General features: G+C 34.6%; 23 protein-coding genes and 1 tRNA gene. 5 read left to right on the forward strand and 19 right to left on the reverse strand.

The window, feature by feature from the left end:
* Window positions 1-205: 205 nt before the first annotated feature.
* From IEV50_RS02305 to IEV50_RS02345, 9 genes are all read right to left on the reverse strand, one after another.
* Window positions 206-1,693, reverse strand: a complete 1,488-nt coding sequence (locus tag IEV50_RS02305; RefSeq protein ID WP_188411625.1) for an oligosaccharide flippase family protein — start codon at window positions 1,691-1,693, stop codon at window positions 206-208.
* 77 nt (window positions 1,694-1,770) lie between these two features.
* Window positions 1,771-2,043 (reverse strand): acylphosphatase, encoded by a 273-nt coding sequence (locus IEV50_RS02310; RefSeq protein WP_188411626.1) that lies wholly within the window; start codon window positions 2,041-2,043, stop codon window positions 1,771-1,773.
* Window positions 2,044-2,074: 31 nt separating this feature from the next.
* Window positions 2,075-2,467 (reverse strand): hypothetical protein, encoded by a 393-nt coding sequence (locus IEV50_RS02315; protein WP_188411627.1) that lies wholly within the window; start codon window positions 2,465-2,467, stop codon window positions 2,075-2,077.
* 12 nt (window positions 2,468-2,479) lie between these two features.
* Window positions 2,480-3,430 (reverse strand): NAD(P)H-dependent flavin oxidoreductase, encoded by a 951-nt coding sequence (locus IEV50_RS02320; protein ID WP_188411628.1) that lies wholly within the window; start codon window positions 3,428-3,430, stop codon window positions 2,480-2,482.
* Between the two features lie 6 nt (window positions 3,431-3,436).
* Window positions 3,437-3,700 carry a Txe/YoeB family addiction module toxin gene (locus IEV50_RS02325; protein WP_188411629.1) on the reverse strand — a complete coding sequence of 88 codons (264 nt, stop codon included), beginning with the start codon at window positions 3,698-3,700 and terminating at the stop codon, window positions 3,437-3,439.
* Entirely contained in the window at window positions 3,691-3,888 is a 198-nt protein-coding gene (locus tag IEV50_RS02330) for a DUF2683 family protein (protein ID WP_123207486.1), read from the reverse strand. The genes IEV50_RS02325 and IEV50_RS02330 overlap by 10 nt, the downstream gene beginning before the upstream one ends.
* A gap of 54 nt (window positions 3,889-3,942) precedes the next feature.
* Window positions 3,943-5,103, reverse strand: a complete 1,161-nt coding sequence (locus IEV50_RS02335; protein ID WP_188411630.1) for an amidohydrolase family protein — start codon at window positions 5,101-5,103, stop codon at window positions 3,943-3,945.
* A 125-nt stretch (window positions 5,104-5,228) separates the two neighbouring features.
* Window positions 5,229-5,302, reverse strand: a tRNA-Thr gene (locus IEV50_RS02340).
* Between the two features lie 97 nt (window positions 5,303-5,399).
* Window positions 5,400-6,377, reverse strand: a complete 978-nt coding sequence (locus IEV50_RS02345; protein ID WP_229746591.1) for an App1 family protein phosphatidate phosphatase — start codon at window positions 6,375-6,377, stop codon at window positions 5,400-5,402.
* Between the two features lie 58 nt (window positions 6,378-6,435).
* Here IEV50_RS02345 and IEV50_RS02350 point away from each other — a divergent pair, with 58 nt between their 5' ends.
* Entirely contained in the window at window positions 6,436-7,290 is an 855-nt protein-coding gene (locus IEV50_RS02350) for a diacylglycerol/lipid kinase family protein (protein ID WP_188411631.1), read from the forward strand.
* Here the strand turns inward: IEV50_RS02350 and IEV50_RS02355 are convergent.
* The 9 genes from IEV50_RS02355 to IEV50_RS02395 form a co-directional block, all read right to left on the reverse strand.
* Window positions 7,287-7,676, reverse strand: a complete 390-nt coding sequence (locus IEV50_RS02355) for a hypothetical protein (RefSeq protein ID WP_188411632.1) — start codon at window positions 7,674-7,676, stop codon at window positions 7,287-7,289. The two genes, IEV50_RS02350 and IEV50_RS02355, sit on opposite strands and share 4 nt — an antisense overlap.
* Window positions 7,676-8,329: an energy transducer TonB gene (locus tag IEV50_RS02360; RefSeq protein WP_188411633.1), complete on the reverse strand. Its 654-nt coding sequence runs from the start codon at window positions 8,327-8,329 to the stop codon at window positions 7,676-7,678. Before IEV50_RS02360 ends, IEV50_RS02355 begins: the two co-directional genes overlap by 1 nt.
* A gap of 39 nt (window positions 8,330-8,368) precedes the next feature.
* Window positions 8,369-9,073, reverse strand: a complete 705-nt coding sequence (locus IEV50_RS02365; protein WP_229746592.1) for a peptidoglycan DD-metalloendopeptidase family protein — start codon at window positions 9,071-9,073, stop codon at window positions 8,369-8,371.
* On the reverse strand, window positions 9,063-9,443 hold the full coding sequence (rbfA, locus tag IEV50_RS02370) for a 30S ribosome-binding factor RbfA (protein WP_188411634.1): 381 nt from the start codon (window positions 9,441-9,443) through the stop codon (window positions 9,063-9,065). Before rbfA ends, IEV50_RS02365 begins: the two co-directional genes overlap by 11 nt.
* 45 nt (window positions 9,444-9,488) lie before the next feature.
* Complete coding sequence (gene hflX, locus IEV50_RS02375; protein ID WP_188411635.1) at window positions 9,489-10,685, reverse strand: GTPase HflX; 1,197 nt, start codon at window positions 10,683-10,685, stop codon at window positions 9,489-9,491.
* A 418-nt stretch (window positions 10,686-11,103) separates the two neighbouring features.
* Window positions 11,104-11,943 (reverse strand): indole-3-glycerol phosphate synthase TrpC, encoded by an 840-nt coding sequence (trpC, locus tag IEV50_RS02380; protein WP_229746593.1) that lies wholly within the window; start codon window positions 11,941-11,943, stop codon window positions 11,104-11,106.
* Window positions 11,944-12,010: 67 nt separating this feature from the next.
* Window positions 12,011-12,592: an anthranilate synthase component II gene (locus tag IEV50_RS02385; protein ID WP_188411636.1), complete on the reverse strand. Its 582-nt coding sequence runs from the start codon at window positions 12,590-12,592 to the stop codon at window positions 12,011-12,013.
* Window positions 12,593-12,622: 30 nt separating this feature from the next.
* Window positions 12,623-14,020 (reverse strand): anthranilate synthase component I family protein, encoded by a 1,398-nt coding sequence (locus IEV50_RS02390; RefSeq protein ID WP_188411637.1) that lies wholly within the window; start codon window positions 14,018-14,020, stop codon window positions 12,623-12,625.
* A gap of 909 nt (window positions 14,021-14,929) precedes the next feature.
* Window positions 14,930-15,748 (reverse strand): hypothetical protein, encoded by an 819-nt coding sequence (locus IEV50_RS02395; protein WP_188411638.1) that lies wholly within the window; start codon window positions 15,746-15,748, stop codon window positions 14,930-14,932.
* Between the two features lie 216 nt (window positions 15,749-15,964).
* Here IEV50_RS02395 and IEV50_RS19870 point away from each other — a divergent pair, with 216 nt between their 5' ends.
* A complete protein-coding gene (locus tag IEV50_RS19870; RefSeq protein ID WP_371870262.1) occupies window positions 15,965-16,141 on the forward strand; it encodes a helix-turn-helix domain-containing protein in 177 nt (58 codons plus the stop codon).
* On the opposite strand, the gene IEV50_RS02405 is transcribed toward IEV50_RS19870, so the two are convergent.
* Window positions 16,138-16,581 carry a cytochrome B gene (locus IEV50_RS02405; RefSeq protein ID WP_188411639.1) on the reverse strand — a complete coding sequence of 148 codons (444 nt, stop codon included), beginning with the start codon at window positions 16,579-16,581 and terminating at the stop codon, window positions 16,138-16,140. The two genes, IEV50_RS19870 and IEV50_RS02405, sit on opposite strands and share 4 nt — an antisense overlap.
* A gap of 114 nt (window positions 16,582-16,695) precedes the next feature.
* Here IEV50_RS02405 and IEV50_RS02410 point away from each other — a divergent pair, with 114 nt between their 5' ends.
* The 3 genes from IEV50_RS02410 (at window position 16,696) to IEV50_RS02420 (ending at window position 21,956) form a co-directional block, all read left to right on the forward strand.
* Entirely contained in the window at window positions 16,696-19,731 is a 3,036-nt protein-coding gene (locus tag IEV50_RS02410; protein ID WP_188411640.1) for an amidohydrolase family protein, read from the forward strand.
* A 1-nt stretch (window position 19,732) separates the two neighbouring features.
* Entirely contained in the window at window positions 19,733-21,046 is a 1,314-nt protein-coding gene (locus IEV50_RS02415) for an amidohydrolase family protein (RefSeq protein ID WP_188411641.1), read from the forward strand.
* A gap of 160 nt (window positions 21,047-21,206) precedes the next feature.
* The gene (locus tag IEV50_RS02420) at window positions 21,207-21,956 is read left to right on the forward strand and encodes a hypothetical protein (RefSeq protein ID WP_188411642.1); all 750 of its coding nucleotides are present in this window, start codon (window positions 21,207-21,209) and stop codon (window positions 21,954-21,956) included.
* Window positions 21,957-22,181: the final 225 nt, after the last annotated feature.

Consider the following 22,181-nt stretch of genomic DNA (forward strand, 5'->3'; position numbering starts at 1 on the left):
ATTGAATTTTGAATGCGTGAGTTTTGAATGAGTGAATTTAAGCGATACGATTATTAATTTTGAATGAGTGAGTTTTGAATGAATGAATGAACTTAAGCCATAAGATTATTTTAATCTTGAATGAATGAGTTTTATATATTCTCTCATCCCAATCACTCTCTCATTCTCTCGATCTACCTATTCTCTCAATCAATCATTCTCTCAATCAATCTTTTCTTTTAAGCATTTTCATCAAATCCCCTTTTTCGAAGTATGCAATTGCCACAACAAAAACGATCAACATCCCATTTCCAATGTAAATATTTCTATCGAAAAGAAAAAATGAAGAGAATACAATAATTGTTGAAATGATTAAATAGATTAAAATTCTTTTTAAATTATAAGGAATAGGATAATATTTTTGACCGAGAATGTAAGACAAAACCATCATCACAAAATAAGCGAGCATACTTACCCAAGCGGACCCCATGTAGCTATACTTGGGGATAAGTACAATATTTAAAATGATTGTAATTACTGCACCAGCTAAAGAAATATATAAGCCAAAGCGAGTTTGATCTGATAGGCGATACCAGATAGATAAATTCATGTAAATGCCAAGACAAACATAACCTGCCAACAAATAAGGTACTGCTGGCAAACCAACCCAATATTCTTCCTTTCGAATGAAGAACTTTAAAAGTTCTATGTTCGCTATAATACCTACAAAAAGAACAGATAAGGCAATTACAAAATATTTTAAAATTGTAGCGTACGTATTTTTTGCATTTACTTCTTTTGCATGATTAAAAAAAAATGGTTCTGCCCCTAATCTAAAAGCGGTGATAAATAGACTTAAAAAGATTGCAATTTTACATACAGCGCCATAAATACCAACTTCACCATCAGCTATTTCGAGTGGTAGCAACTTTTGAAGCACAATTTTATCTAAATTTTCATTTACGATAAAAGATAAATTCGCAACTAGAATTGGCCAGCTGTAAGAGAACATATCTTTAAAAAGTTTTTTGTCAAAACGCAATTGCAGTTTAAGAAACTCTGGAAAAAGATATAACAATGTAGCAATCGAAGCAATGAGGTTTGACAAAAAAACGTAACCAATCCATTGGTATCTGTACCATGAATTAATCCAGCTGGCACCAATCCAATTATGTTTAATTATTGAAGGCAATACAAAAAGGAATATTAAATTAAAACCAACAAAGCAACCAATATTTAAGAATTTAGCAACGCTGTATTTAAAAGGTCTGCCATCTGCACGAAGCTTTGCAAAAGGAATAACGCAAATAGCATCAACAAACAAAATCCATAAAAAAAAGCTTACATAATGCCCGTAATCTGATATTTCATTAGGTTTATTTGCTAAATAACCTGCTATTGAGGAAGAAAAAGTTAAGCCTGTTATTAAAAAAAGTATAGAAATAAATGCGATACAAAAAAATGAATTATTATAAACTTGCTGCCTTTTATCTTCGTATTTATTTAGATACCTGAAATAGGTGCTTTCCATTCCAAAAGCTAAAATAGCATTGATTATAGAAGCATTGGCATACATATTAGTAAATATACCGTAAACACCCTTTTTATATACTGAAGTATATATTGGAGTTAGGATAAAATTGAACAGCCTTGAGAAAACAGTACTGATACCATAAACCATTGTTTGCCCAAGAAACTTTTTATATACAGACATTTAGTATCAAGATAAAAATATCAGGTATCAAGATTAGCACAATAATAGCTGTTTTGCTAATTGACACTAAATGCTTGCTACTTTTTAAAGACTTCAAAATTACGATAGTTTTTCACTTCGCCTTCGGTTACCGAAACATTTTCTACACGAGAGCGATCAGGCCCCTCATGGCACCAGTTTACAAACTCTTCGAGAAAAATATCTTCACCCTCTGCTTCAATGTAAACCGAACCATCTTTTTCGTTTCTCACATACCCTTGAACCATCATCTGATTGGCAATAATTTTAGTAGTTTCTCTAAAGCCAACGCCCTGAACTTTTCCGGTAATAGTAATATTGAGATGTTTCATAATTAGACAAAGTTAGTTTTTTTGGTTGATGTTAGGATTGCTTTTTAAACTCGTTTCGTCCAAAAGAAACTAAACCAAACGCAATGGCAAATATTGTATAAATTGTTAATGGAATTAGAAGAAAAGTAGATTCAAGGTGTTTTGAAAAGTATTTTGCGAGTGTTATAGCGCCAACAATAAAATGTAAAAAGTTTCCGAGTGAAACTGGTTTGCTGTAAATTCCTCCAATTAGATTTGATTTTGCCGTCCAGTTTAAAATGGCAAAGCCTAGAAAAAGCGCACCAAGCATTTGAATCATAATTGCTAATAATTCAATACTTGCAAGACCTCCATATTTTAAAATTTCCTCAGGAGCAAAAGCGCATGAGATTCCTACTAAAGCTAAAAAGATACTGCTAGAAATCATTAAATATTTTGTATTCATATATTATAAATTTTAAAAGAAATTAAAATTAGAGATTCGTGTTTTCTCCAGAAGAAATTCTTCCAAAATCTCATTCAGAATCTGTTTTGCTGGTTTAATTTCTTTCAGCATGGCTGATATCTGCCCAATTTCTAGTTCTCCATTTTCCATATCGCCCTCAAACATTCCTAATTTTGCTCTTGCCTTACCAAGCAATTCTGATAATTGAATTCGGCTTGCGCCTTCTGCCTCTGCACTTGCAACCGCATCAGCAAACTCATTTTTGAGTAACCTTACCGGAACGAGCTTTTTCATTGCCAACTTGGTATCGCCTTCGGCGGATGAAATAATTCTATTTTTAAATGCAGGATGAGCAGATGATTCCTCTGCCACGGCAAAAGCTGAACCAATTTGAACGGCATCAGCACCAAGGACAAAAGCGGCCAACATAGATTTTCCGCTTCCTATTCCGCCAGCGGCGATAACCGGAATTTTTACCGCATCTTTTATCATTGGGATTAAGCACATTGTTGTGGTTTCTTCTCTGCCGTTATGTCCACCTGCTTCAAAACCCTCTGCAACAATAGCATCAACCCCGGCTTCTTGTGCCTTCAATGCAAACTTTGTATTTGCAATAACATGAACAACTGTAATGCCTTTATCTTTCAAAATGCTTGTCCAAGTAGCCGGATTACCTGCCGAAGTAAAAATAATTTCCACTTCTTCTTGAATTACAACATCAATTATTTCGTTAATATTTGGATACAATAAAGGAATATTAACTGCAAAAGGCTTATCGGTTGCGAGTTTACATTTTTGAATATGCAATCTTAAAACTTCTGGATACATAGAACCTGCACCAATGATGCCTAAACCACCAGCATTTGAAACTGCAGAAGCAAGTTTCCATCCGCTACACCAAACCATACCAGCTTGAATAATCGGGTATTCTATCTTAAAAAGTTTACAGATTGGGTTCAGCATCAGATTTTATTTTCTATAATGCCCACGAAGAGAATAAATAATAATAATCTTGGATTTTACTTCGTAAATTAAACGATGCTCTTGGTTAATTCTTCTAGACCAATTGCCCGATTGTTCGTATTTTAGTGCTTCAGGTTTACCAATTCCAGTAAAAGGGTTCATTTGAATATCTTCTAGGAGTAATCTAACCCTTTTTAAAATAGAATTATTTCCAGATTTTTTAAAGTATTTTAAATCTTCTAATGCAACTAGAGTAAACTCTATTTCCATATTTCATCCAAACTAACCTTAACGGTTTTACCATCTTTTGCTTGCTGTTTACTAATTTTCATCTTATTATTAAAATCAGCATTATATGGATACTTATTTTCTTCAAATGCAATATTGAAGGCTTTCATAAAAGCTTTAAGCGCAGATAGTTGCTCTTTATTTTCAGGATGTACTATTAATGTTCCCATATACTCAAAAATACATAAAACTTATTATTGAACAATAGTTACCATCATAAATCCTTAAACTAATTTTGTTACAACATCATTTTCAATCGCAAAATCTTTTGATAGTGAAACCAAGTTTAAACCAGGTTTTTTACCAACCTCAATTGTTCCGAATTGCTTATCTAAGCCTAAAAATTCTGCCCCGTTAATCGTGGCCCATTGCAATAATTTTTCAAAACCGATATTTTTATGCTGTTGCAAAGTTTTCATTTCAGCTAAAATATTAAGTTGGTTATTACTTGCCAGGCTATCCGTACCTATGGTTATTTTCAGGTCTTTTTGCATCCATAAATTTACATCTGGTAATGTATCCTCGATGTATAAATTGGCTTTCGGACAAATACACCAATATAAATTCTGATGATTTTGTAATGCAAATTCAATATCTTCTTTACTTGAAACCGTGTTATGCACCAATAGTAACTTTTGGTTTTTTATATTAGGCAACCAGGTTTGTAATGATGATTTTTCGCTTGGTTGGAAGAAGCCAATATCTAAAGCAAGAAATTTATAGAGTTCTAAAAAACCACCAGTTTTATCAGTAAAAAACGAGTTTTCTTCTACTGTTTCCTGATTATGAATGCTAACAAATGCTTCATCGCTTTCAGCCTTTTCGTTAATTAACTTAAAAAGTTCTGGAGAAACTGAATATGGAGCATGTGGAACAACAGAAGCCGGCAAAGGAAAAAACTCGTTCTTTATACCAATTGCATAATCCATTATAGCTTTAGCCCTTTGTGGATTAAAACCCATTGCTTCTACAAAGGTGTGGTAGTATATTTTACTCTTTTGCTTAATTTCTCTTGAAAAAATTTGATTGGAGATATCTCCAACTGCAACTATTCCATTGGTAAACATTTCTTTATCAGCATTTTGCATAGATGATTTAATTTCATCATTATCTGCCTGTCTGCCAGTAATTATCTGTTTAACAAAATCTACCAAACCCGTATGATTGGGGATTTTACCTAATAAATGTGATAATTCTAAATGGCAGTGTGTGTTAATGAATCCTGGAACAATTGCACCTTTCAGTTTTTCAATATTAAGATTTCCTCCCTGTTCTTCCGGCAAAACTGCTATAATTTCACCTTCTGAGTTAACCTCTACAATACCATTCTTTAATGGTGGACTAGAAACAGGAAAAATCCAATCAGCTGAAAAATATGTTGACATAAAGCGAATCTACAGTTTTAGATTTACGAATGAAAATGCTGATAAAGGCTATTAGATTTTGAAGGGGGAGTATTTATTTGTAGCAGAAAAATCAAACTAAAATACCTACAATCTTAATTAAAAAGAGCCTCCTATCGAAATCTAACCAATGACCTACTGATTACAAGTCAGTTGCTCTACTGGCTGAGCTGAAGGGGGCTTTTAATCGGGCTGAAATTATAGAAAAAATCTTCTTTATTTAAAATAGAAAATCAAAAAAATTAATTAAGTCTTGTTTAAAAAATGACTACAATTGGTTACCTAATTAAGCCAATACTTTTTGAGTGCTTAATGGCTTCAGTGCTATCATTAAAAAGGCAGCTATGAATGTTTTTCAACTCAATTTTTTGTAATAATGCTTTGGTTTCTGCTTCCTTTTCGGGGCGAATGTTTCTAATATATACCGCTTCGATATTCTTTGGATACTTTTCTGCAATAATCGAATAAATATGCGGGTCTTGCTGCGAGTTATCGCCAAAGAAAATAAACTTCTGGTTTGGGAAAGCATCCAGAATTCTCATCACCCTAAGCAATTTTCCCTCATGCCCGGTTTTTCCTGTTTTAATTAAGTCTTTCCATCGCTTTAGGGTATTAAGCAGAAAAGCACCATCTGGTAATTTATTAAATCTGAAAGTTTCTAAAAGGTAATCATACAAATTCCACTCACTGCTACTTACATAAAAAAATGGATTTGGTTGGTTAGGTTTGGTATGAGACAATGCCAACTGCTGATAATGACTTCCGGCATCGGGAAAGGTTTTTCGCGTATGTGGATTTTTGATAAAAAGCTCTCTCAACCGCCGTCCAATTGTTGCCGAATGCGAAATCATAATGGTGTCGTCCACGTCGGATATAAAAGCATACTGCGTAATGTGCGGGACATAAATTTTCCCTTCACCAGAATTTAAAACTTTTCCATTTTCATCAACTGCTTCAACAATAACATTGTGCCAGCCTGCAGGAACATCTTGAGTGGCTTCCCATTCGAACTTAAAAAAGCCATCCGCTTCGGTTTTATTATAAATGATTTGGTCAAAAAACAAAAGTCTTACTTGTATAAAAGGAAAAGGCTTTAAAACAAAGAGTTTAAGTAAATGAATAATATTTACCAAAAAACTATTGCTATAAACCTGATTAGTTTTGGCCTTGCGTTTAAAAACATGACCATATACAACCAAATTATGTGTATGTCCATATCCATGATATACTTTTACGCTAACAGATTTATTCATCATTAATTAAAACAGAGTTTGTAATAAGTTGTTTTGATGTAACCTAAAGAGGTTAAGCTTTATGAAATTATTGTTCATTATTAACCCGGGTTCGGGTAGTCACAAAATTAATTTAAAGGAAGTAATTTCAACCCATTATTTAAATAAGGAAATTGAAACCGACCTTTTTGAATTGCCAAATGATTGTTCGATTGATAAAATAAAAAACAAAATTGATACTGCCAATGCAGATAAAGTTATTGCCGTTGGCGGCGATGGGACATTAAAACTCGTTGCTGAATGTTTACTTGGTACAGAAATTCCAATAGGCATTATTCCTGCAGGTTCTGCAAATGGAATGGCAAAAGAATTGGGTATACCGACTGATATTACTGAAGCTTTAAATTTTCTGGAAACAGGAAATCCAAAAAAAATTCATGTTGTCAAAATAAATAAAGAAATATGCATTCATTTATCAGATTTGGGTTTTAACGCTTATCTAGTTAATAAATTCGATACTTTACCCGGACGCGGTATGTGGGGCTATGCTAAGGCAACCTTACATGCATTATGGAATCATAAAAGAATGCAAGTAGAATTGAAACTTAAGGATGAAACCGTAAAATCTGCTGCTGCGATGGTGGCAATTGCCAATGCAACCATGTATGGTTCAGGCTTGAAAATAAATCCTGACGGAAAATTAGATGATAAACTTTTCGAAATTGTATTGATTAAAGATTATTCCTATTTAGAAATCCTTAAGATTTGGATAACACGTTTACCTTTTAATCCAAAGAAAATTGAAGTTTTTCAAACTGATGAAGTAAAAATAGTTTCGAAACATAAAGTACATTTCCAGGTTGATGGTGAATATATTGGAAAGGTGAACACGGTTGAAGCAAAGATTTTGCCTGCAGCAATATCAGTAATCGTTTAAAATAACTCTCTTTGAATTTTAATTGTAAAATACAACCTGAAAAACTCTGCGATAAAACAAATTTTAAAAAGAATATCAAACCATGTTTGGCTAAGATTTAACAATTCTGGTAGGAGCGTTATAAAACCAACGGAAAAAATCCAAACTATTAAACGAAATGGGAACTGTATGTAATAAACAATAAATCCGAATTTTTTAAAAAGCATTAATCCAATAGAAGAAACGAACAGCAAAATGAACATTGGCAGCGTTAAAACAACCCTAACCTGAGATAAAACCTGGTTTGGTATTTCATCTAAGTGAGTGATGGTATACCAAAAAGGTTGCGCTAAAAGCCCTATACTGATAATATCCATCAAAGCAAAAATTCTAATTGCTAGCCACATTATTTACAATATTTGGCTATATAATCATCAGCTTTATCGCTTCCCAAATTTTTAACCAAGTTAAAATCTTCACAAGCGCCTTGCTTATCTCCTTGCTTTATTTTTTTCAAAGCTGTTTTTATTAAGCCATCTAGATATTCATCATCTATACCAAGCTGAGATTTTATGGCTAAAATTTGAGCTTCCTGACCTGGTTTTGCCTGACTTTGATTTTTATAAAAGTTTATTATAGCGTTTGTTAATCCTTCTTCTGCTTCGTAAGCAACAATTGCTGCTTTAATTTCGGCATTGCTTTTTCCTTCACAATCATATCCTGATAGTTTAAAGTTTACTGGCACAATCACTGAAATAGTGGTATCATACCCTGCCGGAACCTGCCATTTTCCACTACTCATTCTTACCAGTCTAAGCGCTTCATCATCTAAATCAGAAATAATTCCCTTTATAATTTTTGACGAGTAAACATTACCAGATTCATCTAACTTAAAGCTGATGCTTACCGTACCCTGAATGCAGTTCTGTTTAGAAAATTGAGGATAAATGGTATTATTTTTTAGAAATGTAGCAAAGCCTGCTGACCCACTTTTAAACTGCACTTGTGCTATTGCAAAGTGGCTGCAAAAAATCAAACCAAAAATTATAAATTTTATCATTATTCTAATTTACAAAAATATGCTCAAAGCATACGTAAATTAATAAAACGAATATTTAAGGATTAAGTTTGGATCAGGGCAATTGGCTAAATATTTTGTTCGTTCGCTGAATTTACAAACGCCTGGATAATCGCCCTTAAAACCTTCTATATCATTAATAACCTGAAAATGTAAGTGCGGTGGCCAATAACCATTTTCTTTTTTTGCACCAAGTTCGGCTATTTTTTTTCCTGCTGCGATAAATTTACCTTCATATAAATTATCAAGAGATGCCAGACTTAAATGTCCGTAAAGCACATTAAACTTTAAACCATCAATCTCGTAACTTAAAATAATTGTTGCGCCATAATCGCCAAAGTTATTATTATTGGCAAAGCTATGAACTATAGCATCATAAAAATTAAATATTGGTGTTCCAGCTGGTGCCCAGATATCAACGCCCAAATGCAGGCGCCTGGGTTCTTCTATTGTATCAAAATGAGCACTTCTAGAGTATATCGTTCTATGTTCATCATAACCTCCAATACCATAACGTGCTTCGGCATGATTTAGCTTTTTATCAACCCAAGCAGAAAATAGGTCGGTATCTTCAAGAATTTCATCAGTAAGTTCTCTGTTTTGCTTTGTGAAATCAAGCGACAAAAGCTTATCAAAATTTTTGTTAAAATCGATTACCTTTCCTAAGAAAGAAGCATTATCACGAATAACTTGTTCATAAGTTTTCATCAAGAAATCATTCTTCACTTTCCTCGTCTTTTTGTCTCGGCTCTTTGGCAATCTTTTCAAAAAGATTATCCATTTTTTCTACATACTCATTTGTATCATCAACAAAGAAAGTAAGTTCAGGCACTACTCTTGCTTGGTGACGGATTCTAGCGCCTAGTTTATACCTAATTTCGCCTGTATGGGCATTAACTGTGTTTATAGAAAGTGTAGTATTGTTGGTATTGAAAAAGCTTAAATAAACTTTCGCCACAGATAAATCTGGCGATACCCGAACACGAGTTATCGTTACCAATGTATTTGGCAAAAATGCACCGCCATCACGCTGAAAAATTTGTGCTAATTCTTCTTGTATTACTCCTGCAAATTTTTGCTGACGTTTACTTTCCATAATATTTTCTTTTTCTTTATTGCGAGGCAATAAGCATTAACTTAACTAATATAACAAATTACTATCATAAGGATACCTTGCTGTATGTGCGGCTTTAACCTTATCATATAATATTGTTTTAAACTCTTCAATATTTTCTTTCTCGGTTGCTGAGATAAACAAAACCGGCGATTTTCCATGGCTCATCCAGCTTTTCTTAAAATCAGCTAAGTTCATTTTACCATTTTCAAAAGCAACCAAATCATCCTCTTCGGGCGCAACGTAAGCATCAATTTTATTAAAAACCAAAATTGTGTCTTTATCAGCAGCACCAATATCTTTTAAGGTTTCGTTAACAATATGAATCTGGTCTTCGAAATTTGGATGCGAAACATCGACTACGTGAATCAAAATATCTGCCTCACGAACTTCATCTAAAGTAGATTTAAAACACTCTACCAAATGGTGCGGCAGCTTGCGGATAAATCCAACTGTATCAGATAATAAAAACGGTAAATTTTCAATTACAACCTTACGAACCGTGGTATCCAAAGTAGCAAAAAGCTTGTTTTCTGCAAATACCTCCGATTTTGAAAGCATGTTCATAATGGTTGATTTACCAACATTTGTATAACCAACGAGCGCAACCCGAATCAACTGACCGCGATTTTTACGTTGGGTTTCGTTTTGTTTATCAATTAAGCGTAAACGCTCCTTTAATAACGAGATTTTGGTTAAAATAATTCGCCTGTCGCTCTCAATCTGAGTTTCACCGGGACCACGCATACCAATACCACCCTTTTGGCGTTCTAAGTGCGTCCACATACCGGTTAATCGTGGTAATAAATATTGAAGCTGGGCTAGTTCTACCTGCGTTTTCGCTTGTGCTGTTTGTGCTCTATTAGCAAAAATATCAAGGATTAAATTACTTCTATCTAAAATTTTCACCCCGATTTCACGCTCAATATTTCTCAATTGAGATGGTGATAATTCATCGTCAAAAATAACGGTATCAATCTCTTCCGATTTTACAAAAGCCCTAATTTCTTCGAGTTTTCCCGTTCCAACAAAAGTTGCACGCTCAGGCTTCAACATCTTTTGGGTAAAGTTTCTTTCAACTATTCCACCAGCTGTTTCAACCAAAAAGGCCAACTCATCTAAATATTCTTTTGTTTGTTCTTCCTTTTCGCCAGGTGTAATTACACCAACTAAAATGGCTCGTTCCTGTTGAACTGCAGTATCGTATAATTTCTGTTTTCCCATGTAATGTGCACAAATATACAAAATTTGCAAACTTGTAATTGTTTTTCAATCGGTGAATACCAACCGATAGAAGAAAGTTGCATACTTGTAATTCCATTTACAAACCATACAGATGTAATAAATGTTTTTAAGAATTTGAAAGTCGAAGTTATAAGCTTTTGGGTATTTCAAATCCTCTTTTTACAAATTTTTGTACGGTATTATCCAGAGACTATTTGTGCAACAAAAATTCTCCACTTTAATTGGGCTTGTTGAACTTTGAAAGATGTTGTTATTCGAAACTTGTTTCTTAAAATTCCTGTAAGTTAGTGTTTCGGTAGGTGAGGCACCAACAAATAGATAAAGATTGCTTTGTGCCTCGCAATGACGATAGGCTAAATATCCATGCTTTCTATGTTCTCGTGGCCAAAATCAAAAACTACATTTGCCCTACGAAATCCTTTATCGCTCTTCCAGGGTTATCAGTTTTCATGAAATTTTCTCCAATTAAAAAGCCATTAAATCCGGCGAGTTTTAATTCGCGAATTGTCTGCGGATTACTAATTGCACTTTCAGAAATTTTCATGAACTCGTTTGGGATTTTATTAACCAAATCAAACGAAGTCTGAATATCAACTGTAAAGTCAGCTAAATTTCTGTTATTAACACCGATAGCATCCAAATTTGGGGAAATACTTTTTTCTAATTCTTCCAAGTTATGAACTTCTAAAAGCACGTTTAGTCCAACATTTTGCGCAAATTTCCCCATATCAGAAATCTGCTGTGGAGTTAAAATCGAAGCGATTAAGAGTATAATATCAGCTCCCCAAGCTTTAGCTTCTAAAATTTGGTACTCATCAATAACGAAATCCTTCCTCAATATTGGAATATTATTTGCCGCTCTTGCAGCCAATAGATCTTCGGCTTTACCACCAAAAAAATCTGCATCTGTTAAAACAGAAAGTGCAGATGCACCAGAATTATTATAAGCTTTAGTAACTTCTCCAACATCTGCAAGGCCATTAATCAATCCTTTAGAAGGCGAACGACGCTTAAATTCAGCAATAATCCCCGTACGATCTTTAGCTAATAGAAAATCTTTGAAAGAATAAGGTGTTCTTTTAAAATAGATGGATTGCTCTAATTCTTTCACCGAAACCAATGCCTTCGCATCAGCAACTTCTTCCTTTTTACGTAATACAATTTTATCTAAAATAGAACCAACCCCTAAATCTCCTAAAGTAGACTTTTTCATTCTATCATTCATGTTATTTTGCATAAATTAATTTTTTAAGATTTGCTATTTCCAACCTGCCTGCAGCTCCCCTTTGAGGGGGTTGGGGGGGTTAGGCCGTCAACCAATTCTCCATCATCTGTTTGCCATATTCAGTAAGCACGCTTTCAGGATGAAACTGAACGCCACGAACATCAAGTGTTTCGTGCCTTAAAGCCATTATTTCATTTTTATGATCTCTGGCTGTAATTTTTAAGCAGGATGGAAAGTTATCTTTACTTACCACCCAACTGTGGTAACGACCAACATTTATTGTTTGTGGGCATTCCCAAAACAAGAATTCATCACCATCCACAACTGTTACAGGCGTTGCAATACCATGCATTGGCCTGCCGAGGTTTAGAAGCGTTCCACCAAAAACTTCGGCAATAGCCTGCTGACCTAAGCAAACACCAAAAATGCTTTTTGTTGGCGCATAAGCTTTAATCACATCAAGCAATAATCCGGCTTCTTCTGGTATCCCAGGTCCTGGAGAAAGTAAAATTTTATCGTATTGTTCAACATCTGCCAAATCGAATTTATCATTCCGCCACACTTCAGCCTCATAACCAACTTCGTTAATTAAATGCACCAAATTATAGGTAAAACTATCGTAATTATCGATTACCAGAACCGTTTTTTCTTTATCACTCATTATAAAATCGTAATTCGTAAATTTTAAATCTTAAATACCTTCAGCCATCTCTATCGCCTTGCGTAAAGCAGCAATTTTATTATTCACTTCCTGCATTTCAGTTTCAGGTACCGAATCAGCCACGATTCCCGCGCCGGCACGATAATGCAATTCATTATTTTTGCTCATGAAAGTTCTAATCATAATGGCATGGTTAAAATCTTCATTAAAACCCATAAAACCGATTGCCCCGGCATAAAAATTACGCCCGAGTTTTTCGTTTTCATCAATTAATTGCATGGCTTTATACTTGGGTGCGCCACTTAATGTTCCCGCAGGATAAGTATCGGCAACAACTTTAAATGCACTTACATTATCTTGTAAATGACCGCTAACTTTACTAACCAGGTGAATTAAATGCGAATAATATTGAACCTCTTTAAACGATTTCACCTCTACACGATTACAATGACGGCTTAAATCGTTACGGGCTAAATCTACAAGCATTACATGTTCTGCACTTTCTTTTGGGTCTTGCTCTAATTTTTTAGCTTGTTCGGCATCTTCAATATCATTTCCACTACGTTTAAAAGTGCCGGCGATAGGGAAAATATTTGCGGTATTATTTTTAATGGTAATCTGAGCTTCGGGCGATGATCCAAATAGTTTAAAGTTGCCATAATCAAAATAGAATAAATATGGCGATGGATTTATAGAACGCAAACAACGATACACATTAAATTCATCACCAGAAAAAGCTTGTTTAAAGGCCCTTGATGGAACAATCTGAAAAACATCTCCACGATAAATATGCTTTTGAAGCTTTTCTACTAACTGAATAAAACCTTCATCGGTTAGGCTTGAAGATTCTTCACCTTTGATTTGAAATTTATATTCAGGATAGTTTTTATTCTGAATCAAATATTCCATTTTCTCCAACCCTCCCTCTTCCTCGCCTTCGAAAGAGTTTTTAAATAAAGTTATCTCATTTTTAAAATGATCAATTGCAATGATGTAACGATACAAATGGTATTGCATTTCAGGAATTTCCTCTCCTTCGGGTGTTTCAGAAGTGAACTTAATGTCTTCGAAATGTTGAACGGCGTTCCAGGTAAAATAACCGAACAAACCACTCGTAATGAATTTGATTTCAGGTATTTCAGTTTCCTTAAATTTATCTTTAAAAGCAGTTATTTGCTCTGTTAAGTTTTCACTTTCTGTAATTTCAACCGAACCATCGGGGAAGTAACTTTCCAACCTACTACCTTTCAAAATAATTCCTGCAACTGGATCAGAGCAAACAAAGCTCATCGAATTTTCGCGACTATGGTAATCGGAACTTTCCAATAAAATACTGTTTGGATAAACATCTCGTAAGCGTAAGTAAATGCTTACTGGTGTAGTGGTATCAGCGAGTAATTTTTTATAGGTGGTATTAATTTTAAACATTTTTTTCTCTATTGTTGTCATTGCAAGGAACGAAGCAATCCTATTCCTTTAGTCATTAACGGATTTATTTATAAATAAAAAGCCCGGCGTGTGGTTCTACGCCGGGCTTTAATGGTTCTTTTAGTTTAGGTTGATAAAAATATTTTCCTCATACGCAGCCGGCGCAATTCTGTTTTGAATTACTTTGCCAAAGCCATGTATGTATATTGTTAATCATGTGCTACAAAAATATAAAGAATTTTGAAAAATGAAAATTATTGAATGCTTTTATTTCTCATTTGTTTAAGTTGTAATATAAACAAAAATCGGAAAGATAGTTGCAAAAAAATCCAGCTCCTATGGCTATTTAAGTAACATTATTTAAATAATTCTTCATTTAAACAATAAAAGAGTACGCCAGAGAAGTAATTATTAATAAGTAACATAAATTAAAAAATCTTTATTCGATTAAATTATGTCTAAAAATGCCAATGTGTTGAATAGTATCAAAGGTGCATAGCAAAAGTCAGATTTTTTTTAGAGTGGGGGGTTCTTTTTCCCATCCGTTTTTAAAAAGGTCGCAAATGTAATAATATTGATAGCCGAATCTAGATTTTTATCTTTATTTATCGGCTTACGGATTAGAAATAACATCTAAGCTACAGGCAATATCCATAAAGACAAATTTGTTCTTGGGGCATATTCACTTCAATATTAACAACCTTTTTAAATACAATACTAAAACTATTACACTGAGTAATAATGTTGCACCCAAAAATACTGAGGAAATTACTGAATCGAGATGCATAATTTTGGAAATCCCACCAATTATTGAGCAAATTATCCATGCGATAAAAAAGTATTGTATTTTCATATTATTTAATTTATTATAAAATGCATCATTCTCTAAAGTCCCTTTTAAAAATCGTATTAATCTGACTGGCTTGCTGAACATGAGCATGCAGCGGCTATAAGAAGTAATACTTGTGGTTGAGTATCAAGAGCTAAACAAGAAAAAAAATTGTCACAAAACTCTTCTTTTTCTGCACTATAGCAGTTAGAAAAGTTTTCATTTCTTTCTCTCTGACAAAAACCGTTGCCACCATGATTCCCATATTGATCATTTAAACTAATTATATTTCCATTTAATCCCATCAGTTGCCTTGATTTTAAATCCGTAAATAAGTCTAATATTTTTGGTTTGGTAGTACCCAAATTAATACTATTTATTTTACCTTCTTTAGTTGAAAAATCCAACGATAAAACCTCCTTGTCTTTACCAACTAAAAAAACTACATTTCCGTTAGCTTCTATATTTTTTTCTACAAATAAATCATTATTGAAAGAAAATTTATCATCCACAAATGAGCCTTTCAGAGCAAAAGATTTATTTATGTTATCTTTATAACTAATTATCGCAACCGTTGTATTATCATTTTTGTTGGTAAATAACCGTATCTCATTAAGATTAAGATATTGTGAAATTGTGTTAAAATATTGAGAATTGCTTTCAGCAGATAAGATAATTTGTTTTTTTTGACTTGAGGAAGCGACAATGTCAAACGTAGTAAATCCATAGGCGCTTTTTAATGCTTGTATGGTTTTCAAATCTGTAATGCCGTTTTCATTATTAGGCTCGCTTTCATTCTTCTTACAAGCATAAAAAAAACTTACAACTGTTAACAATCCAATAAATAAACATAATACGTTTTTTGTTTTGAAGATGAATTTAGATTTCTTTCTTTTCATAATTTAGTTGTGATTTATAATGAGTTATCCAAATATAAACCTGAAGGATTAATTATACAAACCACGTAGGGTTTAAATCAACCACTGCATGTTTAAAATGAATATCTATGACTATCAAATAATCATAAAAAATGTCTAATTTCGCTATCCTTTCATTAGGTGGGATGTCTAAAAATTATTATGTAAGAAGTTGTATTTAAGAAAGTAACTGAACGCATTCGCGAATTAAGATTTAAAAAAAGCTATAGCCAAGAATATATGGCGACACAACTAGGGATATCTCAGAATATATATTCGAGAAACGAACGTAACATTAAGAAAATGCCTTTAGGTCGGTTTTATGAGATTGCGGACATATTAGATACAACAGTCGCAACACTGGTGAGTAATTAAGAAACCCCAAAAAAACTTCTTCCTGGCACATCTTTTACCATTAATAAAATTGTAACAATTATTAAAATTAATGCCAATCCGAAGAAAACGGAAATTGTTCTGTGTTTTGCAACGGCTTCAGCAGCTTTTTTTGATTTAGAATTGCCAACTGTAATTAATACAATTGCGATAATCATCATACTAATGTGTTCCATTTTCCAATAACGGCCAACTGCATTACTGCTATCTACTTTGTACCAATCGCCCATAAAGTAAATGGCTAAACCAATTAGCAACTGAATGTGAGCGCTTATTAAGGTAAATACATTTAACTTTCTATCGCCATCTGTATAGATTTTATTGCCTAACCAACCCGATAATGCTTTGATTACAGCGACAACTAATAGAATTAAAACAATGTAGCGCCATCCTGAGTGTGCACTTTTTAATATTTGATACATAATTATTAAGTTTTGTACATCAAAAGTAACGATTAATTGTAAAAAATAGGTTAACAAGCAATTTCAACATTAATTTATATTAGTTTTAAACAAAATAAACCCCCTAAACATATTATGAAGAAAATTTTACTCGCCTTTGCGCTGGTAATTTCCTCTACAATTCTGTTTGCACAGCAAAACACTTACCCCGTTAATGGTTCTTATGATACAAGACCGGGCATGTTTGCATTCATCAACGCAACAATTGTAGTAAATGCCAATCAAACCCTAACAAATGCAACTTTATTAGTTAAAGCCTCCACTATACAAGCTGTTGGAGCTGGATTAACGGTTCCTAAAGGCTACGTTGTTGTAGATTTAAAAGGGAAATTTGTTTATCCATCGCTTATTGATGCTTTTACAAGCTACGGCGTTCCTGAAGCAACTGTTCAGGCTCGTGGTTTCGGCGGCGGCGGCGGTGGACAACGCCAGTCCATCTTTGTTTCGACCAAAAAAGGTGCTTATGGCTGGAATGAATCCATCAGACCAGAAACTTATGTTAAAAGCATCTTTACAGTTGATAGCAAAAAAGCTGATGATTTTCGTAAAGCTGGTTTTGGAAGTGTGAATACGATTAGTCGTGACGGTATTGCCCGCGGTGTTTCTGCGGCAGTAACTTTAAATGAAGGTTCGGACAACAATGTTTTCCTAAAAGATCAAACCGCAGCCAACTATTCTTTCAATAAAGGCACATCATCAAACGATTATCCAACTTCACTGATGGGTTCTATTGCTTTATTACGTCAAACCTATTATGATTCGCAATGGTATGGCAAACAAAAAGATGAATACAATATTTCTCTTGAGGAATTTAGCAAACAACAAGCAATGCCTCAAATTTTCGAAGTTGATGGTTGGGCAAACGTTCTGCGTGCAGATAAAATCGGTAAAGAATTTGGCAAGAAGTACATCATCAAATCTACTGGGGATGAGTACCAACGCATCAATGAGGTAAAAGCGACTGGAGCAAGTTTGATTATTCCTTTGTCTTTCCCTAAGGCTTACGATGTGGAAGATCCTGCAGAAGCTAGAAACATTACTTTAACCCAAATGAAAGCTTGGGAAATGGCACCAACAAATCCTGCAGCATTAGAAAAAGCAGGAATTAAGTTTGCTTTAACTGCTTTTGGATTAGACAATACAAGAGATTTCTGGGCAAATATTCGTACGGCTATTGAAAATGGCTTAACTGAAAAACAAGCTCTATCATCGATTACAGAAATTCCTGCTTCACTTTTAGGCATCAGCGATAAAGTTGGTAGTTTGGAAAAAGGCAAAGTGGCTAACTTTTTAATCTCATCAGATAATTTATTCAAAAAAGAAAACATCATTTTCGAAAACTGGGTTCAGGGTAAACGTTACATCGTTAATAAAATGGATGTATCTGATGTTCGTGGAAATTACAACTTAAACGTTGATGGCATTAGCGGTGGCTTGTTGTTAAAAATTACCGGAACTACTGGTGGCTCAACAGCAGCTATCGAAAGAAGCGGAGTTGATAGTGTTAAAACAACGGCAACTTTTACCAGAAATGGCGATTGGATAAGCATCAATTTTAACTTAAAGAAAAACCCTAAAGGTGATGTTCGCCTAAGCGGTTACTTAACGGCTGCTAGTCCTTTAACTTTTAAAGGTGAAGCAGCATTACCTGATGGAACTTTTGGCAAGTTTACTGCAACATATAAAGATGCGGCAAAAGAAATGCCTAAACGAGATGAACCAAAACCAACACTAGCGGTGGGTACTTTACTTTATCCATTTGGTGCTTTTGGAAATCCAGAATTACCAAAACAAGAAACTGTATTAATTAAAAATGCTACCGTTTGGACAAACGAAAAGGAAGGTGTTCTTCAAAACGCTGATGTACTTTTAGAAAACGGAAAAATTAAAGCTGTTGGCAAAAATTTATCCGCAGGAAGCGCAAAAGTAATTGATGGTACGGGCAAACACGTTACGGCTGGAATTATTGATGAACATTCGCACATTGCCGGTAGTGGTGGTATTAATGAAGGTGCCCAGTCTGTTTCGGCAGAAGTTCGCATTGCAGATATTATCAACTCAGAAGATGTAAATATTTATCGCCAGTTAGCTGGTGGTGTTACAACCTCTCAAATCTTACATGGTTCGGCAAACCCGATTGGTGGCCAATCTCAATTGATTAAATTACGTTGGGGTAAAGCACCTGAAGAGTTAAAATTTGCTGGCTCAGATGGCTTCATTAAGTTTGCTCTGGGTGAAAATGTTAAACAGAGTAATTTCGGTACAGGTGCGCGTTTCCCGGTAACACGTATGGGTGTTGAGCAAACTTTTGTTGATGAATTTACCCGTGCAAAAGAATACGAAAAAGCAATAAAGGTAAAAGGCAATAGCGTTCGCAGAGATTTGGAATTAGACGCAATTGTAGAAATCCTTAATAATAAGCGTTTTATTACTTGCCACTCTTATGTGCAAAGTGAAATTAACATGTTAATCCATGTAGCAGACAGTTTGGGTTTTAAAATCAATACGTTTACGCACATTTTAGAAGGTTATAAAGTAGCTGATAAAATGAAGGCTCATGGCATTGCAGGTTCAACTTTCTCAGATTGGTGGGCTTATAAAAATGAGGTTGCTGAAGCAATTCCTTTCAATGGAAAAATTATGCACAATGTTGGTGTAACAACCGCTTTTAATTCTGACGATGCTGAAATGGCCCGTCACTTAAATCAGGAAGCTGGTAAAGCTATCCTTTATGGTGGCGTTCCTGAAGAAGACGCGTTAAAGTTTGTAACCCTGAATCCGGCAAAAATGCTTCATATAGATGATAAAGTTGGCAGTTTAAAACCAGGAAAAGATGCTGATGTGGTTATCTGGTCGGCAGCACCACTTTCTATCTATGCAAGGGCAGAAAAAACTTTTGTTGATGGCGTTGCTTATTGGGATATGGAAAAAGATGCAACCACAATCAAAACCCAACAAGCAGAGAAAGCTCGTTTAATTCAGAAGATGTTGGATAGCAAAAGTAGTGGCGTTCGTACCCAGCGTCCGTTTGGCAATGCACCACGCCTATACAATTGCGAAACTTTAGAGGATTATTCAGCAGAATTAAATGAAACAGAACATGCGCACTAACATGAAAACATATATATTCAGCCTGGCATTATCAGCATCGAGCCTGATGTGCTTTGCACAAGCCAACATATCGCCCGCAAAAAAACAAAATAAAACCATTGCCATTACAGGCGCAACTGTACACGTAGGCAACGGAACGGTTATCGAAAACGGAACAATTCTTTTTGGCAATGGTAAAATTATATCGGTTACCGCTGGTGGACAGGTTCCACAAGGTGATGTTATGAGTATTAACGCTTCTGGAAAACACATTTACCCAGGCCTAATTGCGGCGACAACAAATTTGGGATTAATAGAAACAGAATCAATAAAAGCAACTTTAGATTATCAGGAAATTGGTGATTACAATTCACACATTCGTTCTATTGTTGCGTACAATACAGATTCGAAAGTTCCCGCTACTTTAAGAAGCAATGGTATTTTAATGGCACAACCAACGCCTCAGGGTGGAACAGTTTCAGGAAGTTCGTCAGTTGTTCAATTGGATGCCTGGAATTGGGAAGATGCCGCAATTAAAACAGATGATGCCATGCACATGACCTGGCCGGTTACGCCACGTTTTAGAGGAGGATTTGGTGGTTTTGGTAGAGGTCCGGCTACATCACCGGAATTACTAAATGAACGTACACAAGCTGCGATTAGTCAGTTGACTTCCTTCTTTGCAGAAGCCAAAGCGTATTCAGAAATGGGTAAACCTGAAGTGATTAATAATCGTTTTGATGCAATGAAGAAAGTCTTTTCTGGTGCAGAAAAATTATTTATTGCTGCTGAAAGTCAGAAAGACATTGTTGCTGCTGTCAACTTTGCCAAAAAATTCGGAATTACGCCCGTAATCACCGGGGCTGATGAAGCTTATTTAGTTATCGATTTCTTAAAAGACAATAACATTTCTGTTGTGGTTAAACAACCTCATGCTTTACCAAACAATAACGATGATGATGTAAATATGCCTTACAAAAATGCTGCTGTTTTAGCAAACGCAGGCTTAAATGTGGTACTGAGCATTGATGGTTACTGGCAACAACGCAACCTGCCATTTATGGCCGGTACCGTTACCGCCTGGGGTTTGGATAAAGAAAAAGCATTATCAACAATCACCCTAAATGCTGCAAAAGCAATGGGTATTGATAAAACAACTGGCAGTATAGAAACCGGAAAAGATGCAACTTTCTTTATTTCAGCTGGTGATGCTTTAGACATGAGAACCAATAAAGTTGAGCAGGCTTTTATTCAGGGAAGAGACATTAACCTGGATAACTTGCACAAACAACTGGATAAAAAATTCAGCGATAAATATAACGCTGAGAAAAAATAAATTTGATTTTTCTAATTTAAAAAAACCTTCATCGATTAATTTCGATGGAGGTTTCTATTTTATAAATTTAAAAACCAAAAGCTTATCCAAAAAACTATTTATTATCTTGTTTAACTTCCTTCTCACTCTTCATTTTTACAAATTTCAATCAAAAAAAACAATGGAAAAACAAATCGCTAAGATGCAGAAGGAATTATCACTACTAAAATGGTATGCCGGTATTTTAACAATCTTCTTTATTGCTACTGGATTATTTGCATTCAAACAATCTGGAATGCAACATTTTGAGGAAATATCAGCCGAAAGAATTAACATTTTTGAAAAAAATGGGGCATTGCGAATGGTTATTTCCAATAAAAGCCGCTCACCTGAAGTATTGGCCTATGGTAAAGGCTTTACGCCACCAATTCCCGGCGGCACACGTCCTGGTCTTATTTTCTTTAATGATGAAGGCACTGAAAATGGTGGGCTCGTTTTTATGGGCGGCAAAGACTCTACAGGTAAATATTCTGCCACAGGTCATTTATCTTTCGACCAATACAATCAGAACCAGGTACTTTACCTACAATATGCAGATAGTAACGGTGAGCAAAGTACTGGTCTGCATATTGATGATTGGCAAACTTCTCCTCCATTTTGGCAATGGCGGGCAGCTTATAAAAAAGCGCAAACACTACCCGATGGTAGTGAAAAAGAGGCATTGTTAAAGAAGCTGATGGAGCCAAAAAAAGGGCAAAAAGCTTACGCCCAACGTGTTTTTGTAGGAAAGGACGAGGAGAAAACAGCAATGGTTATATTAGCAGATCGTATGGGAAAACCGAGGTTAAAACTACTGGTAGATTCTAATGGAGTAGCCAAACTAAACTTTCTTGATCAAAATGGTAAAGTAACTTATAGCTTGCCCAAATAACACAACTCCTGGGTTCGTATAAATCATTTTCTTTAATGCAATCGGCTAAAAAAATATCTAGTTTTAAAAGAATACTTATGTTTAGTTTCAATTGATGCTTTCTTCTCAAAGCTTTATTAATTTATTCTACTTTTTATTTTAACATTAAACCATAAAATCTACAATTTCACAATCATTTCTTAATCTAAAATCGAACTTCAGTTAATACGGTAACATCAACTTTGC

Source organism: Pedobacter mendelii, assembly GCF_014635725.1.
GTDB classification, from domain to species: domain Bacteria; phylum Bacteroidota; class Bacteroidia; order Sphingobacteriales; family Sphingobacteriaceae; genus Pedobacter; species Pedobacter mendelii.